Consider the following 17,998-nt stretch of genomic DNA (forward strand, 5'->3'; position numbering starts at 1 on the left):
CCGACCGGACGCGGCCGCCCGGCCGACGTCAGCCGACACCCGCAGGGGGAGAGCCGTGCCACTCGTACCGACCGGGGAACTCGTCACCGAAGCGGCGGCCGCGGGGAGGGCCGTCGCCGCGTTCAACGTCATCACCCTCGAACACGCCGAGGCCGTCGCCACCGCCGCCGAGGAGGCGGGGCTGCCCGCCGTCCTCCAGATCTCCCAGAACGCCGTCGCCTACCACGGCCACCGGCTCGGCCCGATCGCCGCCGCCACCGGCGCCGTCGCCCGCTGCTCCACCGCGCCGCTCGCCCTCCACCTCGACCACGCCGACTCCTGGGAACTGGTCGAGGCCGCCCCCGCCGAGGGGTTCGGCTCGGTCATGTACGACGCCTCCCGGCTGAACGCCGAGGAGAACCTGCGCCGCACCGCCGAGGCCGTACGGTTCGGCCACGCCCACGGCCTCTGGGTCGAGGCGGAGCTGGGCCGGATCGGCGGCAAGCCCGGCGAACCACCGCTCGACGCCCACGCCCCCGGGGTCCGTACCGACCCGGCCGAGGCGGCCGCGTACGTGAAGGAGACCGGGGTCGACGCCCTGGCGGTGGCCGTCGGCTCCTCGCACGCCATGACGGAGCGCACCGCCGCCCTGGACCACACCCTGATCGCCGCCCTGCGCTCGGCCGTGCCCGTCCCCCTGGTGCTGCACGGCTCCAGCGGCGTGCCCGACGAGGAACTGGCCCACGCGGTCCGCTCCGGCACGACGAAGATCAACATCGGGACCGCCCTCAACCAGGCGTTCACCTCCGCCCTCACCACCCACCTCACCGACCACCCCGACCCGCGCCCGTACCTCTCCCTGGCCCGCGCGGCCGTACGAGGCCGCGCGCACCACTTCCTGACCGTGCTGTCCGGGGTCTGAGCCGACCCCGCCACCGGGAACGCGTACGCGAACGGCCGGGCCCGCCCCCCGTACAGGGGGCGGGCCCGGCCGCGTACCTCAGCGAGTGCCGGTGGCGGGCGTCAGCCCTGCGTGCCTTCCTTCAGCCACAGCTGGTCGAAGTTGGCGTCGCACTGGTTGCCCTCCTCGCAGGAGAGCGTGATGGTGTTGGTGCCCTTGGTGAGGTTGACCACGGCCCAGGTGTTGACCCACTTGTCGGACCACTCGCCCTCCTCGACATTGGCGAAGTTGTCCATGTTGAGCGGGCGCTCCTGGGCCTTGCCGTTGACGAAGATCGTGGCGTTGGCGGCCTTGCCGGGGACGCCGTAGGAGACGCGCAGGCTGTAACCGGCGTCCTCCGGGATGCCGTTGACCGTCCAGGTCACCTTGGCGCCGACCTTGTTGAACCCGGCGACGTACGTCCCGGCCTCGGCGCCCTGGATGTCGGAGGCGGTGACGGTGCCGCCCTCCAGCTTGAGGGCCTTGGCATCGGTCTTCGGCAGGTCGACGGGCTTCTCCTCCTCGTCCTCCTGCGGCTTCTCCTGCTGCTCGCCCTCGCCCTCGCCGCCCCCGGCGTCGGCGGTCGGCGCGGTGTCCTTGCCGGCCTCGTCGCCCTTGTCGTCGTCGCCGGAGAACATCGTGACGGCGATCACCACGATCACCGCGACGACCACCGCGACGGCGCCGATCAGCAGCATCCGCGTGTTGGGCCCGCCCGAACCGGAACCGCGCCCGTGCCCGCCCCCGGGCGCCACCGGCGGCGGCGCCCCGTGCTGCTGCTGCGGCACGCCCTGCGGCGCCTGCCCGTAGGGCTGCTGCTGGGGCGGATAGCCGTACCCACCCTGCTGCCCCTGGGCCTGCTGCCCGCCGTACCGCCGCTCACCGACGGCACGCACCTGGTTGTACGAGGAACGGGGGCCGGGGTAGCCGTAGCCGCCGCCCCCGCCTGGCGGGGTGGCACCGGCCGCCTGCCCGTCGGCGTACAGGTAGCCGAAGGGGTCGTCGCCCTCGGGCGTGCCGTTGTCGCCAGAGGCGCCGTTGTTGCCAGGGCCGGGTGTCATCCCGTGGTCACTCCTCAAACACGTACCGGAATCGCAGGGTCATCGACTCGGCGAGCCTACCCGCTCGAACTGACGCGAAGGGGTGATGTAGCCCTCCCCAAGGTTTCAACTCGCCTACAGCTACGGGGACGTTTGGGTCCGCGGTCCCGCCGGGGCTGTGCGCGGACTCACCTTCGCACCCCTCCCAGGGGAGAAACCCGAAGAAAGAGAGAGAAAGCCACGCCCGACGACGCCCCGGACCACCCCTTCCAGGCCCGGCAACCCCCAGCCCGGCAGAACAGCCAAACCAAGGCGGACGGGCCCTATCCGGCCCGCCGCTGCTGCTTGGAGCGGGAACGTTTCTCGATGTACATGCGCTGGTCGGCGCTTTGCAGGACCTCTTCGACGGACATGCCGCAGTGGGCCCAGCCGATCCCGAAGCTGGCCCCGACGCGCACCGCGCGTCCGTCCACGCGGATGGGCGGGATGATCGCGTTGCGCAGGCGGACCGCGAGGTCCTGGGCGTCGGCGTGGCAGAGGCCGTCGGCGAGGACGACGAACTCGTCGCCACCGAGCCGGGCCACGGTGTCGCCGTCCCGGACGCCGCTGGTGAGGCGGCGGGCGACCTCGATGAGGACGGCGTCGCCGGTGTGGTGGCCGAAGCGGTCGTTGATGGACTTGAAGCCGTCGAGGTCGCAGAAGAGCACGGCCAGGCCCTTGGCGCCCTCGCCGTCCTGGTCGCCGTCCTCGTCGGGGGCGACGGTGTGGACGTGGTGCTCGTAGGGGGCGACGCCGAATCCGGCGCCGGTCGGCCCGGCCGCGTGGCGGGCGCCGCCGAGGCCGAGGCCCAGGTCGAAGTCGTGGGCGTCCGCGTCGTAGGCGTCGGGGTCGGCGGCGGGGCCGGGGAACGAGCCGGGGGCGGGTCCCCCGTAGGCGGCGTCGAGGGTGTCGACGGCGCTGGGGCGGCCGGCGTGCGGGCGGGTGCAGAGGCGGGCGGAGAGGCGGGCGCGCAGTTCGGCGCTGTTGGGGAGGCCGGTGAGGGCGTCGTGGCTGGCGCGGTGGGCGAGCTGCATCTCGTGGCGCTTGCGCTCGGTGATGTCCTCGACGTGGGTGAGGAGGAGGCGGGGCCCGTCGGTGGCGTCGGCGACGACGGAGTTGCGCAGGCTGACCCAGAGGTAGGCGCCCTCGCTGGTGGAGAGGCGGACCTCGGTGCGGCCGCCCTCGGCGCTGGTGCGCAGCAGGGTGCCGATGTCCTCGGGGTGGGCGAGGTCGGAGAAGGTGTAGCGGCGCAGGGTGCCCGCGCGGCGGCCGAGGAGGCGGCAGAGGGCGTCGTTGGCGCGGAGGATGCGGCCGTGCTGGTCCCCGCCCATCTCGGCGATGGCCATGCCGCTGGGGGCGAACTCGAACGCCTGGCGGAAGCTTTCCTCGCTGGCACGCAGTGCCTGCTGTTCGCGCTCCAGGCGGACCAGGGCGCGCTGCATGTTGGCGCGGAGCCGGGCGTTGGATATCGCTATCGCGGCCTGGAAGGCGTACATCTGGAAGGCTTCCTGGCCCCAGGGGCCGGGGAGGCGGCCGTTGCGCGGGCGGTCGACGGAGATGACGCCGAGGAGTTCGTCGCTGCCGGTGACGTGGAGCGGGGCGAAGAGGCGGTCGCCGGGGTGCCACTCGTCCTCGTAGCGGGGGACGGGGGCGGGGGTGTACCAGCCGGGGACGCCGTCCTCGTCGAGCTGCCACGCCTCGGTGTGCGAGATGAACCGCAGGTCACCCCAGTGTTCGGCGATGGAGAGGCGGTGGTCCCAGGAGTGGCGGGGGCCGACCTGACCGGTGAGGAGGGCCTCGGCGGAGGAGTTCCCGGCGACGGCGGCGACGACGAGGTCCCCGTCGGCCTGGACGAGGTTGACCGCGGACAGTTCGTAGCCGAGGCCGGTGACCACGCCGTCGGCGACGGTCTGGAGGGTGTCCGCGAGGCTGCGGGCACTGTTCAGGTCCGCGATGACCTGATGCAGCTGCCGCAGGGTCGCAAGGCGGACGTAGGGCTCCGACTCGGTCTCCATGCGCTCTCTCCCCGAGACCTCGACAGCAACTCCAGGATGGGCAGCGTCCCTCAGTGTCACGTCATCCGTTCCCGGCCACTGAATCACAGCGAGCTGTTCACTCGGTACACAGGGTCAACAAAATGTGCGTTCTGTGACTCAAGTCACATGATCCACGGGTGACTTGGCCACCTTGCGGCATATTCACCCGGAGTTGCTCAGGGCCTGCCCGAACCTGGGCGGAACACGCATCCCGCCCGGTCCCGGAAGGTACCCTTCCGCTCACACCCTGCCACTCTGCGGCATCGGACGGTCGACAGCGGCCTGATCCGGCCAACCCGGCCGCGAAACCGGGGCCGGGGTCGGACCCGGGACCTAGGTCCCCGCTGGTTCCCCCGGCCGATGTGGCGGCGCGCGGGCCCGGACTAGCGTGACGAGGGTGTTCACGACCCGCGCCACCTCCGGCTCCCCCGCGTCCGCCGTCCCCGCCGCCCCCGCCGCCGGGCCGGGGCATGCTGAAGGGGTGAGCAACGAAGAGTTCCGCGCCGCCATGTCCCGGCTGGCGGCGGGCGTGGTGCTGGTGACCGCGCACGACCCGGAGGACGGCCCGCGCGGCGAGGACGCCGGGATGACCGCCACCGCCTTCGTCTCCGTCTCGCTCGACCCGCCGCTGGTGATGGTGAGCGTGCGGACCGGCTCCCGGATGGACGACGTCCTGACCGACCGGCCGCTGTGGGCGGTCTCGCTCCTCGGCGAGGACCAGCGCGACATCGCGGGCCGGTTCGCGATGAGCGGTCGCCTCAGCGACAGCCTCCTCTTCGCCTCACTCCCGCACACCCGGGGCGAGTTCACCGGCGCCCCGCTGATCGAGGGCGGCCTCGGCGCCGTGGAGTGCCGTACCGAGCAGCGCGTCCAGGCGGGCGACCACACCCTGCTGATCGGGCGGGTCCTGTCGGCCGCCCTGCCCTCCGCCGAGGGCGGGCCCCTCGTCTACTACCGGGGCCGCTACCGCCACCTCGGCCGATAACCGCCCCCGGGGGTTGCCCCGGGGCGCGCGGCTCACCAGTCGCCGCCGCGCCCCCGGTTCTTCTTCACCTCGGAGCGCTGCTTCTTCTCGCGCAGCCGGCGTTCGTTGATCCCGCGCGGGATGCGGGTGGCCCGGCGCTGCCGGGGCGGGGGCGCCGTGGCCTCGCCGAGCAGGGAGACCATCCGGTCGAGCGCGGTCTCGCGGTTGCGCCACTGCGAGCGGTGGTCGGAGGCGCGGACGGCGAGGACGCCGCCGGTGAGCCGGCCGGCGAGCCGCTCCAGCGCCCGTTCCTTCCACACCTCGGGCAGCGCCTGGGTGGCGGCCAGGTCGAACCGCAGCTCCACCTGGCTGTCGCTGGTGTTGACGTGCTGCCCGCCCGGGCCGGAGGAGCGCGAGAAACGCCAGGTCAGCTCGGAGTCGGGCAGGACGACCGAGCCCCGGATGACGCGACCGCCGGTGGGGGCGGGCTTCGGGGTGCCGGGCTTTCGGTCGGTGGACATGTCATCCATGGTCGCGCGTCCGGCGGCCTCGCGTCACATCGTTTTCGCCGCGCGCGGGCGGCTTTCCCGCCTCTCGGCAAAGAAAGTAAAGCGAGATGGAACCCTCCGGGGTGGCTGCCGCGTTGCAAAGGGTGACGGTAGCTTCGTCCCGCGTACGAAGCCCGCGACACACGACGAAAGGGACATCCCATGGCTGTAAGCCTGTCCAAGGGCGGCAACGTCTCGCTCACCAAGGAGGCTCCCGGCCTGACCGCCGTCACGGTCGGCCTCGGCTGGGACGTCCGCACCACCACCGGTACGGACTTCGACCTCGACGCCTCCGCCATCGCGGTCAACGCCCAGGGCAAGGTCTACTCCGACGGCCACTTCGTCTTCTTCAACAACAAGCAGACGCCGGACCAGACCATCGTCCACACCGGCGACAACCGCACCGGCGAGGGCGACGGCGACGACGAGGCGATCAACGTCAACCTCGCCGGCCTCCCCGCCGACGTCGACAAGATCGTCTTCCCGGTCTCGATCTACGACGCGGAGTCCCGCTCGCAGAACTTCGGCCAGGTGCGGAACGCCTACATCCGCATCGTGAACCAGGCCGGCGGCACCGAGATCGCCCGCTACGACCTGAGCGAGGACGCCGCCACCGAGACCGCCATGGTCTTCGGCGAGCTCTACCGCAACGGCGCCGAGTGGAAGTTCCGCGCCGTCGGCCAGGGCTACGCCTCGGGCCTGGTCGGCATCGCCCAGGACTTCGGCGTCAACGTCTGACCGACGCCCCGGATCCCGCCCCGCCCGGCCCTCCGTCCCACCCCGGAGGGCCGGGCGGTCGCGGTTTCCGGCCCCCCGCCGCAGAATCGAAGCCCCCGCTCCCGCCGGACCGGGGGTGGTGCGGACGAGGGAGTGAGCGCGCGTGGCCGCCATGTACGTCGACATCGTGACCCCGGACGACGCGGCACTGCCCGGCGCCCTGCTCACCGAGATCACCGGGGTCTACGCCTCCGCGCAGGCTTTCCACGAGCTGACCGGTGACTTCCCGGACGCCGGCGACATCCGCGTCCCGCAGGTCGCCGCCGCCCTGGCCGACGAGCTGTCGGTGCCCGGCAGTGTCGTCCACCTGGCCCGGGTCAGGGGCGAGCTGGTCGCGGTCGCCGTCACCCTCGACCACCACCCGGCCGACCCGGACGACCCCGATCCGTGGATCGGGCTGCTCCTGGTCCACGGCGAGCGGCGCCGCGAGGGACACGGCCGCGCCCTCGCCGGCCACCTGGCCGCCCGCTTCCGCGAGGCGGGCCGCACCGGGCTGCGCCTCGCCGTGCTCGACACCAACACCACCGCCCTCGCCTTCTGGCAGGCCCTCGGCTACGTCCCCGTCGACCACCGCCCCGACCTGCGCCGCGGCCGGGAGTGCACGGTGCTGCGCCGGGAGCTGGCCGGGCCGCGGGAGGGCCGGGCCGAGGCGGGCGCGGCGGCGGGCGAGAGCTGATGCGCGCCGTCGTCTACGAGGGTGAGCGCCGCGTCGTCGTCCGCGAGGTCGAGGACGCCGTGGTCGAGGAGGAGACCGACGCGCTGGTCCGGATCACCTCCAGCGCCCTGTGCGGCACCGACCTGCACATGTACGACGGGCGGGCCGGCGCCGAGCCGGGGCTGGTGCTGGGCCACGAACCGCTCGGGGTGGTCGAGGTGACCGGCGGCGCCGTCACCGCGGTCCGCCCGGGCGACCGCGTCGTCCTCCCCACCCACCTGTACTGCGGGACCTGCCCGCACTGCGCCCAGGGCCTGACGGCGGCCTGCTCCCGGGTGCGCCCGGGCGGCTTCGGCGCCGCCTACGGCTACGCGGGGATGGGCCCGTACCGGGGCGCGCAGGCGGAGCTGCTGCGCGTCCCCTTCGCCGACGCCAACTGCGTACCGCTGCCGGGTGAGCCGGGGGACCGCTTCGAGGACGCTTTCGTGCTGCTCGCCGACGCCTTCGTGACCGGCTGGCACGCCACCGAGCTGGCCGGGGTCGGGCCGGGCGACAGCGTGGCGGTCTTCGGCGCCGGGACGGTCGGCCTGCTGGCCGCCCACTCCGCGCTGCTGCGGGGCGCGGGCGAGGTCTACGTGGTCGACCACGTCCCGGCCCGGCTCGCCCTCGCCGCCGAGTTCGGCGCGGTCGCGGTGGACTTCACGGCGGGCGACCCGGTCGAGCAGATCCGCGTCCACCGCCGGGCGCGCGGCCTGCCGCCCGGCGAGGCGGGCACCGGCGGCGTGGACCGGGGCATCGACGCCGTCGGCTTCCAGGCCCGCGACCGCGCCGACCCGGCCCACGAGAACCCGGCCCAGGTCGTCGACGACCTGGCCCGCCTGGTCAACCCGACCGGCTCGCTCGGCATCGCCGGGGTCTACGCCGCCAAGGACCCGCACCCCGCCGCCCCGGCCGGGCACCGCGACGGCTCGCTCCGCGTCCCCTGGGCCCAGCTCTTCGACAAGGGCGTCCGCGTCGGCTTCGGCCGCACCCACGACCGCCGCTACACCCGGCTCCTGCGCGACCTCATCCTGGACGGCCGCGCCCACCCCGAGCGGGTCGTCACCCACCACGGCACCCTGGACGACGCCCCTGGCTTCTACGCCACCTTCGACCGCCGGGAGGACGGCATGGTCAAGGCCGTCCTGCGCCCCTGACGGCCCGTCCCGGCCGGGAGCGGGGAGCCGGGCCGGTCTGTGCACCACCCACGTAACAGAACCCTCCGGTTCCTTGCCCGGGTGCGGTCCGCGCGGGTGGAGTCGGGGGAATGGGTTCCTCGACAGCAGGCAGGAAGTTGTTCCGGCGGCCGCGCGGACAGCGCGTCCTGGTGACCGTTCCCGTGGCGGTGGCGGTGGTCGCGTACCTCGTGCTGCTCCCCTCGGGCGAGGTGGCGTCGGTGCCCGGCAGCCCCTGCCGGGCGGACGGTCCGGCGCGTACGGACCCCCTGCTCGCCCCCGATCTGGACGGGGACGGCTTCGGTGAGCTGGTCTACGAGGACTCCCAGGACCCGGACGACTTCCAGGTGGTCGTCGTCCCCGGCTCGGCGCGCGGGCCGGTCTCCGGCCGCGCCACCGTGCTGAACCGGGACGACCTGGGCGTGCCCGACTCCGTCCAGACCATCGACGACACCTGGCGGCCCACCGTCGCCGACCTGGACGGGGACGGCCACCTCGACCTGGTCGTCAGCGGCGACGCCCGGGTGGTCTGGGGCGGGCCGGACGGGCCTCGGGCGGGCGGCCCGCGCGGGCGGGTCCCGCTGCCGGGCCGCCCGTACCACACCGTCCCGGTCGCCGGGGACGTCGACGGTGACGGTCACATCGACCTCGTCGCCTACCGCTTCTCCGCCAAGAACCCCGCACTGGTCGTCCTGAAGGGCCCGTTCAAGCGCTCCGGCGCCCCCGCCGACACCGCGGAGACACCCACCCCGGTCAACGAGGCCGCCTTCCCCGCCCTGCTCCTCGGCGACGCCGACGGCGACCGGGCCGCCGACCTCGCCGTCTACGACTCCCCGTACGACCCGCCGCTGCTGCTCACCGGCGGCGCGGACACCCCGAGCGGCCTCAGCGCCGAGCCCGCGCGGCTGCCGGCGGGCGAGAGCGTCGCCTTCGGCGACTTCGACGGCGACGGGCGCCGGGACATCGCGGTCGGGCGGAGCTTCGTCGACCCGTACGACGACGAGGAGACCCCCTACCGGCGCGGCCAGCTCCGCATCGCCTACGGCAAGGAGCCGGGCACGTGGGTGACCATGGAGGGCGGCGCGCCCCAGGAGGGCTTCGGTACGCGGCTGGGCGCCGGGGACTTCGACGGCGACGGCTGCGACGACCTGGCCGTCCAGCTGACCCGGAAGAAGGAGGCGGCCGACGCCCGGTTCGCGGTGCTGCACGGCGGCTCGGAACACGGGCTCGCCTCCGAACCCTGGCGCACCGTCCGCCGTACGGTCGCCGAGCCCTCGGGCCCGGTGGACGAGGGCCCCGTCGACGGCTCCCTCTTCGCCGCCGCCGACTGGGACGGCGACGGCCGGGCCGAACTGGCCCTGAGCGGCGGCGGCCACTGGTGGTTCACCGACGGGACCGACCGCGACAAGGCGTCCTTTCCGAAGCGGGGCCGCGGGGCCACGCCCTAACGCCGGGCGGCGAGGAACGCGCGGTACCAGGCGAGGGTGTCGTCCAGGGTGGTGCCGAGGTCGACGGGGCGCAGGCCGAAGGCGTCCTGGACGGCGGTGGAGTCCATCACCTGCGGTTCGGTGTGCTGGTAGAACAGCTCGGCGTACGCGTCCATGAAGGTCTGGTCGAACGGGCCGAAGGGGCGCGGGTCTGCCATGACGTGCAGTTCGAGCGGCCGGCCCGTCCGCTCCTCGATCATCCGGAAGACCTCGCGGGTGGTGCGGGCGGGCGCGGTCGGCAGGTGCCAGACCCGGCCGTCGCCCTCGGGGTGCTCGCCGAGGGTGGCGAGGCCGGCGGCGACGGCCCGGATGTCGGTGTAGCTGTGCGGCAGGTCGATGTCGCCCAGCGCCAGCACCTCGCCGCCGGTCAGCGCGCCGGGGAAGACGGCGCCGCCGAGGGTGGAGTTGAGGACGCCGGGACCGGCGAAGTCGGCCGAGCGGCCGAGCACCACGCGGACCCGCCCGGCACGGTGCGCGGCCAGGTACTTCTCGTCCAGCGCGGCCCGCATCAGCCCCTTGGCGCCGGTCGCCCGCCAGGGCGTGGACTCGGTCATCACCTCGCCGTGCGTCTCGCCGTACGGGTAGAGGGTGTCGAGCACGACGAGCCGGGCGCCCTCGGCCTCGGCCGCGCCGAGGACGGCCTCCTGGATGCCGGGCAGGACGGCGGTCTGGAGGTGGTAGGCCACGTTGACGCAGTGGTGGACGACGGCGGCGCCCCGGATCGCCTCCCGGGCGCCCTCGGGGGTGCTGACGTCGCCCGGGACGCGGGTGACGCCGGCCGGGGCCGGGCCGGTGCCGGAGCGGTTGACGAGGCGGACCTCGTGTCCCCGCCGGGCCAGCTCCCCGGCGAGGGTCGTGCCGGCGGGACCGGCTCCGAGGACGACGTGCAGGTGGGCGGGGGCGTCGTGCGTGGCGGTGGTCATGGTCTCGTTCACCTCTCGTGGGCGGGGCGGACACGGGCGGACCGGCTGGGCAGAGGACCCGAAGCTACTATCCATCACTTCAGTTATAGCATGTAACTGAAGTGAGTAGCAGTCGCGAGGGCGGAACCTTCGCGCCGCCGCGAGGCCCTAATGTGTGCGCCACGGCCAGAAGCCAGAAGGAGGCCCCGCATGGCAGACCGAGCCCGCACGCCACGCGAGCGGTACCGCGAGCAGACGCGCGGCGAGATCAAGCGGAGCGCGGTGCGGCGGCTCGCCGAGGGCGGCGTCGAGAACGTGGCGCTGCTGCGGATCGCCAAGGAGATCGGCCTCTCCGGGCCCGCCCTCTACCGCTACTTCGGCAGCCGGGACGAGCTGCTGGCGGAGCTGGTCACCGACGCCTACCAGGCGCTCGCGGACGCCCTGCGCGCCGTCGACCTCGACGGCGGGGGGCGCGCCGCACTCCAGGCGCTGGCCGCCGCCTACCGCGCGTGGGCACTGGCCCAGCCGCACCTGTACCTGCTGATCCAGGGCACCCCCGTGCCCGGCTTCGAGGCACCCGCCGAGACGGTGGAGCGGGCCCGCGCGGTGCTCGGCCCCTTCCTCACCGTCTTCGCCCAGGGGCGGCCCACGCCCGCGCTGGAGCCGCTGATGGCCGAGTCGGAGGCGTGGCTGCGCGAGGACGCCGGGGTCGCCGCCTGGGCCGAGCGGTGGACGGGGCTCGCCGCGGACGCGCCCGGGGCGGCCGTCGCGCTCACCGGCGCCGTCACGGCCTGGCCGCAGACACACGGCATCGTCGGCCTGGAGGCGGCGGGCCAGTTCACCGGCATGGGCCAGCGGCCCGCCACGCTGCTCCCGCTCCAGATGAACCTGCTGGCAGACGCCTTCCGGCTGCCCTGACCCAGGCGCCGGGGGCCGTCAGCGCCCCGGCCGCGCGCTGTCCGGCTTGCCCTCGGCGCGCAGCCACGCGGCCCAGGTGCGGGTCAGGGCCTCGCGGGTCGCGGTGTCGGGGGCGAGGGATTCGGCGTAGGCGGTGAAGTCGGCGGTGCGGGCGTTGCCGTACGCGTGCTTCTTCGGCCAGCCGGTGAGGAGGCGGGCGAAGCGGTCCTCGCCGAGGAGGAGGCGGACCTGGTGGAGGGTCATGGCGCCGCGCTGGTAGACGGGGTCGGAGAAGAGGTCGTCGGGGCCGGGCGGGTCGGCCGGGGGGAAGGCCCAGAGGTCCGCGTCCTCGGAGGTGGCGTAGAGGCGGTCGAAGGTGGACTGGGCGGTGGGCCCGTCGTGGTCCTCCTCCCAGAGCCATTCGGCGTAGGTGGCGAAGCCTTCGCTGAGCCAGATGTCCTGCCAGGTCCGGGGCGTGACGGAGTTGCCGAACCACTGGTGGGCGGTCTCGTGGACGACCAGGCCGACGCCGGGGGCGCCCGGGTAGACGGGGCGGGTCTGGGTCTCCAGCGCGTAGCCGGCGGTGCCCGGGTCGAGGACGAGGGCGCCGTAGGAGTCGAACGGGTACGCCCCGAACCGCTCCACCGACCAGTCGAGCACCTCCGGCAGCCGCTCCAGCACCTCGGCGTCCTCGCCGGGGGCGACCGCGTTGACGAGCGGCAGCTCCGAGGAGGCGCGGCCGGTGCTCAGCTCGTAGCGGCCGATGGCGAGGGTGGTCAGGAAACTCGCCATGGGGCGGCGGGAGTTCCAGGTCCAGGTGGTGCGGCCGTCGGCGCGCGGCTTCGGCTTCAGCGTCTCCGGTTCGCCGCCCGAGACGGCCCGCTGCCCCTCCGGGACGGTGGCGCGGAGGGTGTACGTGGCCTTGTCGAGCGGGTGGTGGTTGCCGGGGAACCAGGTCATCGCCCCGGACGGCTCGCCGAGCGCCACCGTGCCCGCCTTCCCGGTCAGCCACCCCTCCTCGCTGCCGTCGGCGTCCTCCAGGGGGCCGGGGCGGCCCGCGTACGCCACCGTCGTCCGGAAGATCGTCCCCTTGTCGAGCTCCTCCTCGGGCCGGACGGTCAGTTCGGTCCCGGCCTGGCCGTAGCGGGCGGGGCGGCCGTCCACGGTGACGGAGGTGACTTCCAGCCCCTTCAGGTCGAGGTTGAAGGCGCTGAGGTTCTGGGTGGCCCGCGAGGTGATCCGCGCCGTCCCGCGGAGGGGCTGCTCGGCGCGTTCCCCGGACCGGGCCGGGGCCCAGTCGAGCGCGAGGTCGTAGTGGCGTACGTCGTAACCGCCGTTGCCCAGCCGGGGGAAGAGCGGGTCGAGCACCCCGGCCGCCCCCGGCGTCCCGTGCACTCCCCCGCCCCCGCAGCCGGCCACCGGGATCAGCACGGCGAAGGCGGCGAGGGCGGTACGGAGGGGGCGGGGGCGGCGTGGGGGAGGCACGGGGGTGATCTTAGGCGGGCGGTCAGGCGTGGGCGGGGGTCCGGGGCTCGGCGTGTGCGGGGGGGTCGCGGGCCACGCGACCGCGAGGTCAGCGCCCCGCGCCTGCCGCGCGGCGCGTACCGCCGGAGCGGGTGAGACAGCGGCGCACCAGTGCGAGGGTGCGCCGGGTGACCGTTTCGAGCGCGGCGCCGTTCTCGACGGCGGCGAGAGCCGTGTGGAGCATTCCGGCGATCAGGTCCGCCGTGAGCGCGGGCTCGGGTACGTCGAGCTCCCGGACGGCAGCGCGGAAGGGTTCCACCTGTTCCAGGTGCAACTCCATCAGCCGCTGCTGGCAGGCGGGAGGGAGGCCGGCGCCCATCAGCGCGGCGGCGGGGCGGTGCGCTCCTTCGGCACCGAGCCGGAGGCTTTCACGGAAGAACGCCTCGACGCGTTCCAGCGGGCCGTCCGCGGTGGCCATCGCCTCGGTGAGTGCCTCGTTGGAACGCCGGAAGGCTTCCTCCGTGATGGTGGCCAGGAGAGCCGCCGAGGAGTCGAAGTACTGATAGACGCTGGAGCGGGCCAGGCCCGCGCGGGCGCCGACCGCCGCCGGTGTGACGGCGGCGGCGCCTTCGGTGACCAGGATGTCGATCGCCGCCCCGACCAGCGCCTCGCGCTGCCGGGCGCGGTGTTCGGCGACGGTGGAGGCGTTGATCTTCGGCATGCGGGACGGACTCCTGGGGGGGGGCGGGGCGGGTCCAGGAGCGAGACCCGCCTGCGGCCACCCTCAGGAGAGGCGGCCGTCGACCATCTCGTGGACCCGGTCGGCAGCGTCCATTATCGCCGTGTCATGGGTGACCATGACCGTGGCGGTCCGGTGCTCGTGGGTCTGCTCGGCGATCAGCCGTACCGCCTCGGCCGACCGTACCCGGTCCAGTGCGGAGGTGGGTTCGTCCACCAGCAGTACGGCGGGGGAGGTCATCAGCGCGCGTGCCAGTCCCGCCCGCTGGCGTTCCCCTCCCGACAGCTGGTGCGGGCGGGAGCCGGCACGGTGCGCGAGCCCTACCGCCTCGATGAGTTCGTCGGCGCGGGCCCGGGCCGTGTTGTCGAGGCGGCCGTCGATGTGCAGGGGCAGCAGGAGCTGTTCCCTGACGGTGAGGGAGGCCAGCAGGTTGGACTGCTGGAAGACGAAGCCGACGTGGCGGCGGCGGGTGGCGGTACGTTCCTTGTCCCGCAGAGCCGTCAGCTCGGCGCCGGCGACGTGCACGGTCCCCGTGGTCGGCCGCTGAAGGCCGCCGGCGACGGCCAGGAGGCTGGACTTGCCGGAGCCGGAGGGGCCGACGACGGCCACGAACTCGCCGGGAGCGACGCTCAGGCCGACATGGTCGAGAGCGGTGACAGCGGTGTCGCCGTCCCCCAGGGTGAGGGTGACGTCGAGCAGCCGCAGGCCGCCTCCGGCGGCGTTCCGGTCGGCCCGGTGATCGGTGGAGGTCGTGGTCATCGGCTGGCTCCCAGCGCGGTCAGAGGGTCTACGGCGGTGATGCGGCGGACGGCGACGACGGCGCCGACGGTGCCCAGGCCGATGAGGAGGCCGGAGGAGGTGGCGATGGCCGGGGCGGAGAGGGAGAAGGGGGCCTTGCCGATCATCGCGCTGCCCAGGGCCAGCCCGACGGCGGTACCGAGGACCGTCGCACCGACGAGCACGGCGACGACCTGGGCCAGCGCGTCGCGCAGGATGTACCCGGTGGGGGCGCCGAGCGCCTTCAGCAGGGCGATCTCGGCTTTGCGCTGCACCGTCCAGACGGTGAAGAACGCGCCGACGACCAAGGCGGAGATGGCGTAGAGGAAGCCCTTGATCAGGGCCATGGTGCTCGACTCCGCCGTGTAGCCGGGGGACGCGCCGAACGTGGTCTCCTTGGTGTCGGCGCGGGTGGCGGTCGCCTTCTCCGCGGAGGCGGTGTCCGCGCCCGGCTCCAACGTCAGGGCGACGGCCGTGGCCTGGCGCTTCGCAGCCTCGGGCAGGTCGCCCGGCAGGCCGTAGTGCAGGTGTCGCCAGGTGTCGAGGTCGGCGTACGCGACGCCGATGTGGCCGTAGGAGACCGTCTCGTCGACCAGGCCGACCACCTTCAGCCGCACCTCGCTCTTGTCCGCGGTCAGCTCGTCCCCGATCGCCACACCCAGGTCGGCGATCTCCTGGGTGATCACGATGCCGGCACCGCCGTCGGCGAGCCCCTCACCCCTGCTGGGGCTGGGCGCCATGGGGGACCCCGGTTCCACGCCGAAGACAGCGAGGTTGACCTGCTCTCCCTTCTCGGCACCCTGCGTCACCCGGGCGTTGGCCAGGGTGTTCCCGAACGGCTCGGCCCGCTCGACCCCCGGCGCCTCGGACCATGTCTCCCAGTCCTCCTGTTCCACGGTGGAACGGGAGAACTGCTCGCTGGTCGCCTTCTCGTCGAAGGCCAGGTGGGTCACGGGCAGGGCGCGCAGACCGGATATGCCGGCGTCCGCCAGGCCGGAGGCGAGTCCGGACAGCAGGACGCCGAGCACGGCGATGAGGGCGACCACCGCACCCATGAGGGCGAAGCGCCCGCGGGCGAAGCGCAGGTCGCGCAGGGCGAGGAACACAGGATCTCCGGGGAGGCGTGAGGACGGCCGGGCATGACGACGGGAGCCCTCAAGGCTTTACCTGAACTTGACGACTCCACTGTCGGCATCATAGATGAACTTAACGACACCTCTGTCGGGATGTGGCCTCCGCGGCCACCGGGTGCCGGACAATGGACGCGTGCTCGACATCGGTTACGCCCTCTCCCCCCGCTTCCCCGACCCCTCCGACCTGGACTACGCCCGGGTCGACCGGCATGCCCTGCGGCACGATCTGTTCTGCGGGGACGTGTATCTGGCGGACACCAAGGCCGACCGGGAGTTGTCCACAGCCTGGGGATGGGTGCCGGTGCTGGACTTCGCGTGGGCGCTCTGCGACATCGTCGAGCAGGTCGACCAGGACCCCCGGGGCAGCCGGGCCTCGCGGCCGCAGTACGCGGAGCTGGACTTCACCGAGTCGAGCGACCGGATGCTCTTCACCCGGCGGTTCGGCTGGGTCGACATCGAGGCCGACTGGATGAAGGCCGACGAGCCGCCGCTGACCTTCTCCCACACCGAGCTGCGCCGGGAGGCCCGCGACTTCCTGCACGACGTGGTCGCCGACCTCTGCGACCTGCACGACTCCCTGGCGGACAACCCGGTGATCTGGGACCTCCAGGCCCGCTTCCCCCGCCTGCCCGCACCCCGCTGAGCCCGCCGCCCGGGCCTGACCCCGCCGCCGACGGGTACGCGTCCAGCCAGGACACGTCCGAGGCCGACGGAGGGAAAGGCACCGTGAACCACTCGCACGCCGCACCCGGCACGACCCGGATGACCCCGCACCGGGCCCGGCCGCCGCGCCGGGGCAACACCAAGTACCCGCTCTCCCCGTCCACGGTCCGCGTACTGCGCTGGGGCCGCTGGTTCTCGCTGACGCTGGCCGCGCTGACCTGGGCCGTGGTGATCACGGCGCTCGTCACCGGCTCCTGGGGCGCGGACCTCTTCCTGCTGGTCACCAACGCGGTCGGCGCCGTGCTCTGGCCGGCCCACGCCGCCTGGTCCTTCCACACCCTGCGCCGCCACCGGGCCGCCGTGGCCGCCGCCGGGGCAGTGGACCACGCGGACCGGGCCGACGCCGTGGTGTGAGGCCGTACCGGCCCACTGCCGCCCCGCCCCTTGACCTCGACCCGGCTTGAGGTTGCAGGCTGCCCCCAGCGCGGAGTCGATGCCGCGCCTGGGGAGAGGCCGGTCCGCCCGAGCAGGTGGGTGGACCGGCCTTCGCCCTGTTTCGTAGCGAAAGCGCCCAAGAGGCGCCCTGCTCACGGCCATTGACGGCCCGATGGGTGGATGGAACGGTTCCGGTCCAGTGGGGCCCGGCCCGATGACGGCCGGGCCCCGCCCGTACGCCGCCTCCGTGCCCCACCCAGGAGATGACCGTGAGCAGACGCCGTTCCGCCACCCTCGTGATCGCCGCCGCCCTGCTGGCCTCGCCGCTCGCCGCGAGCCCCGCCGCCGCCGCTCCCCCGCCCCCGCTGGAGCCCGGCCCCTGGGTCTGCGAGGGCGAGCCGGTGAAGCTGAACCGGCTGACCAGCAACGCCGAACTCGCCGCTGAGCTGCGTACGTTGGCCAAGCGCCACCCTCGCACGCTCGACGTGGAGACGATAGGCCGCTCGGTCGACGGGCGGCCGCTGTACACGGCGACGGCCGGAACCGGCCCGCGCAAGCTGCTGATCCTGACCCAGATGCACGGGGACGAGCCGCTCGGCACCGAGGCGGCCCTGCGGATGCTGAAGAAGGTGGCCGGACCGGGCCGGGCCGCCCGTGAGCTGCGTGAGGAGGTCACGATCAAGGTGGTGCCGCGCGTCAACCCGGACGGCTGGGAGCGGTATCACGACCCCGACTTCCGCGAGGGGATCGATCCGCGCCTCAACTCCCACCAGGTCGACCTGAACCGCATGTTCGGCCCGGCTCCGGAGTACGACCTGGCCCTCGCCCCGGAGGCGGCGGCGGTGCACGGCGTGGTCGACGGGTTCGCCCCCGACCTGGTCCTGGACTACCACCACCAGGTCACGTACGCGACGCCCGACGGCCGCATGGTGACGATGTCCGTGCTCTGGTCGACCCACCCGGACGTGGCCCCCGAGGTCGCCGCCGACGGCAAGCGGGCTGCCGCCGTGGTCGGCGACGCCCTCGCGGACGACCCCCGCTCCCACCTCACCCTCTACCCGCGCAGCGACACCGCCTCCACCGCCCGCAACGGCCTGGGCCTGGACGGCTACCCCACGCTCCTCCTGGAACAGCGCGGCCAGCAGGAGGCCGGCCAGAAGGGCGCGGGCCCGCTGATCCGCGAGGCCCAGACGGCCATGGAGTCCCTCGCGGGGTCGCTGGCGGACGGCTCCTTCGCCACCACCGACCCGTCCCGCGCCGACCTGCTCCCGGAGCGCGGTGCCAAGGTCGACCCGCCCTGCTGATCCTG

The 17,998-nt window shown here is 74.0% G+C and carries 18 protein-coding genes; 10 read left to right on the top strand and 8 right to left on the bottom strand.

Going from position 1 to position 17,998, the window contains the following annotated elements; all coding sequences use genetic code 11:
- Positions 1 to 55 precede the first annotated feature (55 nt).
- Positions 56 to 901: a class II fructose-bisphosphate aldolase gene (locus OIM89_RS12725; protein WP_151168550.1), complete on the top strand. Its 846-nt coding sequence runs from the start codon at positions 56 to 58 to the stop codon at positions 899 to 901.
- A 101-nt stretch (positions 902 to 1,002) separates the two neighbouring features.
- Here OIM89_RS12725 and OIM89_RS12730 read toward each other — a convergent pair whose 3' ends face one another.
- On the bottom strand, positions 1,003 to 1,980 hold the full coding sequence (locus tag OIM89_RS12730; RefSeq protein WP_264491275.1) for a carbohydrate-binding protein: 978 nt from the start codon (positions 1,978 to 1,980) through the stop codon (positions 1,003 to 1,005).
- 302 nt (positions 1,981 to 2,282) lie between these two features.
- The gene (gene cdgB / locus OIM89_RS12735; RefSeq protein ID WP_151168552.1) at positions 2,283 to 4,013 is read right to left on the bottom strand and encodes a diguanylate cyclase CdgB; all 1,731 of its coding nucleotides are present in this window, start codon (positions 4,011 to 4,013) and stop codon (positions 2,283 to 2,285) included.
- Positions 4,014 to 4,431: 418 nt separating this feature from the next.
- On the opposite strand from cdgB, the gene OIM89_RS12740 reads away from it, so the two are divergent.
- Entirely contained in the window at positions 4,432 to 5,019 is a 588-nt protein-coding gene (locus OIM89_RS12740) for a flavin reductase family protein (RefSeq protein ID WP_030697177.1), read from the top strand.
- Between the two features lie 32 nt (positions 5,020 to 5,051).
- Here the strand turns inward: OIM89_RS12740 and arfB are convergent, their stop codons facing one another.
- On the bottom strand, positions 5,052 to 5,519 hold the full coding sequence (gene arfB, locus OIM89_RS12745) for an alternative ribosome rescue aminoacyl-tRNA hydrolase ArfB (protein ID WP_018893864.1): 468 nt from the start codon (positions 5,517 to 5,519) through the stop codon (positions 5,052 to 5,054).
- A gap of 189 nt (positions 5,520 to 5,708) precedes the next feature.
- On the opposite strand from arfB, the gene OIM89_RS12750 reads away from it, so the two are divergent.
- The 4 genes from OIM89_RS12750 to OIM89_RS12765 all read left to right on the top strand — a co-directional run bounded on the left by OIM89_RS12750 (position 5,709) and on the right by OIM89_RS12765 (position 9,640).
- Positions 5,709 to 6,284, top strand: a complete 576-nt coding sequence (locus OIM89_RS12750; RefSeq protein WP_030697175.1) for a TerD family protein — start codon at positions 5,709 to 5,711, stop codon at positions 6,282 to 6,284.
- Between the two features lie 142 nt (positions 6,285 to 6,426).
- Positions 6,427 to 6,999, top strand: a complete 573-nt coding sequence (locus tag OIM89_RS12755; protein WP_030697174.1) for a GNAT family N-acetyltransferase — start codon at positions 6,427 to 6,429, stop codon at positions 6,997 to 6,999.
- Positions 6,999 to 8,174, top strand: coding sequence for an alcohol dehydrogenase catalytic domain-containing protein (locus tag OIM89_RS12760; RefSeq protein WP_226964212.1), 1,176 nt, complete (start codon positions 6,999 to 7,001; stop codon positions 8,172 to 8,174). The genes OIM89_RS12755 and OIM89_RS12760 overlap by 1 nt, the downstream gene beginning before the upstream one ends.
- Positions 8,175 to 8,284: 110 nt before the next feature.
- Positions 8,285 to 9,640, top strand: coding sequence for an FG-GAP and VCBS repeat-containing protein (locus OIM89_RS12765; RefSeq protein WP_247860466.1), 1,356 nt, complete (start codon positions 8,285 to 8,287; stop codon positions 9,638 to 9,640).
- Here OIM89_RS12765 and OIM89_RS12770 read toward each other — a convergent pair.
- Positions 9,637 to 10,602: an NAD-dependent epimerase/dehydratase family protein gene (locus tag OIM89_RS12770; protein ID WP_264491276.1), complete on the bottom strand. Its 966-nt coding sequence runs from the start codon at positions 10,600 to 10,602 to the stop codon at positions 9,637 to 9,639. The genes OIM89_RS12765 and OIM89_RS12770 overlap by 4 nt on opposite strands.
- Positions 10,603 to 10,791: 189 nt before the next feature.
- Here OIM89_RS12770 and OIM89_RS12775 point away from each other — a divergent pair, with 189 nt between their 5' ends.
- A complete protein-coding gene (locus OIM89_RS12775; protein WP_047470866.1) occupies positions 10,792 to 11,499 on the top strand; it encodes a TetR/AcrR family transcriptional regulator in 708 nt (235 codons plus the stop codon).
- An 18-nt stretch (positions 11,500 to 11,517) separates the two neighbouring features.
- Here the strand turns inward: OIM89_RS12775 and OIM89_RS12780 are convergent, their stop codons facing one another.
- The 4 genes from OIM89_RS12780 to OIM89_RS12795 all read right to left on the bottom strand — a co-directional run bounded on the left by OIM89_RS12780 (position 11,518) and on the right by OIM89_RS12795 (position 15,564).
- Complete coding sequence (locus OIM89_RS12780) at positions 11,518 to 12,873, bottom strand: M1 family metallopeptidase (RefSeq protein ID WP_264491786.1); 1,356 nt, start codon at positions 12,871 to 12,873, stop codon at positions 11,518 to 11,520.
- Between the two features lie 178 nt (positions 12,874 to 13,051).
- Positions 13,052 to 13,663, bottom strand: a complete 612-nt coding sequence (locus tag OIM89_RS12785) for a TetR/AcrR family transcriptional regulator (protein ID WP_030697168.1) — start codon at positions 13,661 to 13,663, stop codon at positions 13,052 to 13,054.
- A 63-nt stretch (positions 13,664 to 13,726) separates the two neighbouring features.
- Entirely contained in the window at positions 13,727 to 14,440 is a 714-nt protein-coding gene (locus OIM89_RS12790; protein ID WP_030697167.1) for an ABC transporter ATP-binding protein, read from the bottom strand.
- Entirely contained in the window at positions 14,437 to 15,564 is a 1,128-nt protein-coding gene (locus OIM89_RS12795; protein WP_151168559.1) for an ABC transporter permease, read from the bottom strand. Before OIM89_RS12795 ends, OIM89_RS12790 begins: the two co-directional genes overlap by 4 nt.
- A 160-nt stretch (positions 15,565 to 15,724) precedes the next feature.
- Between OIM89_RS12795 and OIM89_RS12800 the strand changes: the two genes are divergently transcribed.
- The 3 genes from OIM89_RS12800 (at position 15,725) to OIM89_RS12810 (ending at position 17,993) form a co-directional block, all read left to right on the top strand.
- A complete protein-coding gene (locus tag OIM89_RS12800) occupies positions 15,725 to 16,234 on the top strand; it encodes a hypothetical protein (protein WP_030697165.1) in 510 nt (169 codons plus the stop codon).
- Positions 16,235 to 16,317: 83 nt separating this feature from the next.
- Positions 16,318 to 16,668, top strand: a complete 351-nt coding sequence (locus OIM89_RS12805) for a hypothetical protein (RefSeq protein WP_195730598.1) — start codon at positions 16,318 to 16,320, stop codon at positions 16,666 to 16,668.
- 284 nt (positions 16,669 to 16,952) lie between these two features.
- Positions 16,953 to 17,993, top strand: coding sequence for a M14 family zinc carboxypeptidase (locus tag OIM89_RS12810; protein ID WP_217467581.1), 1,041 nt, complete (start codon positions 16,953 to 16,955; stop codon positions 17,991 to 17,993).
- The last annotated feature ends 5 nt before the right edge of the window (positions 17,994 to 17,998 follow it).

Source organism: Streptomyces sp. BI87, assembly GCF_025957665.1.
Classification (GTDB): domain Bacteria; phylum Actinomycetota; class Actinomycetes; order Streptomycetales; family Streptomycetaceae; genus Streptomyces; species Streptomyces albidoflavus.

Coding starts and splice junctions, on each gene's coding strand:
- OIM89_RS12750 (WP_030697175.1), top strand. CDS start 5,709: ATGGCTGTAAGCCTGTCCAAGGGCGGCAACGTCTCGCTCACCAAGGAG.
- OIM89_RS12785 (WP_030697168.1), bottom strand. CDS start 13,663: ATGCCGAAGATCAACGCCTCCACCGTCGCCGAACACCGCGCCCGGCAG.
- cdgB (WP_151168552.1), bottom strand. CDS start 4,013: ATGGAGACCGAGTCGGAGCCCTACGTCCGCCTTGCGACCCTGCGGCAG.
- OIM89_RS12730 (WP_264491275.1), bottom strand. CDS start 1,980: ATGACACCCGGCCCTGGCAACAACGGCGCCTCTGGCGACAACGGCACG.
- OIM89_RS12760 (WP_226964212.1), top strand. CDS start 6,999: ATGCGCGCCGTCGTCTACGAGGGTGAGCGCCGCGTCGTCGTCCGCGAG.
- OIM89_RS12770 (WP_264491276.1), bottom strand. CDS start 10,602: ATGACCACCGCCACGCACGACGCCCCCGCCCACCTGCACGTCGTCCTC.
- OIM89_RS12775 (WP_047470866.1), top strand. CDS start 10,792: ATGGCAGACCGAGCCCGCACGCCACGCGAGCGGTACCGCGAGCAGACG.
- OIM89_RS12790 (WP_030697167.1), bottom strand. CDS start 14,440: ATGACCACGACCTCCACCGATCACCGGGCCGACCGGAACGCCGCCGGA.
- OIM89_RS12765 (WP_247860466.1), top strand. CDS start 8,285: ATGGGTTCCTCGACAGCAGGCAGGAAGTTGTTCCGGCGGCCGCGCGGA.
- arfB (WP_018893864.1), bottom strand. CDS start 5,519: ATGTCCACCGACCGAAAGCCCGGCACCCCGAAGCCCGCCCCCACCGGC.
- OIM89_RS12810 (WP_217467581.1), top strand. CDS start 16,953: ATGACCGTGAGCAGACGCCGTTCCGCCACCCTCGTGATCGCCGCCGCC.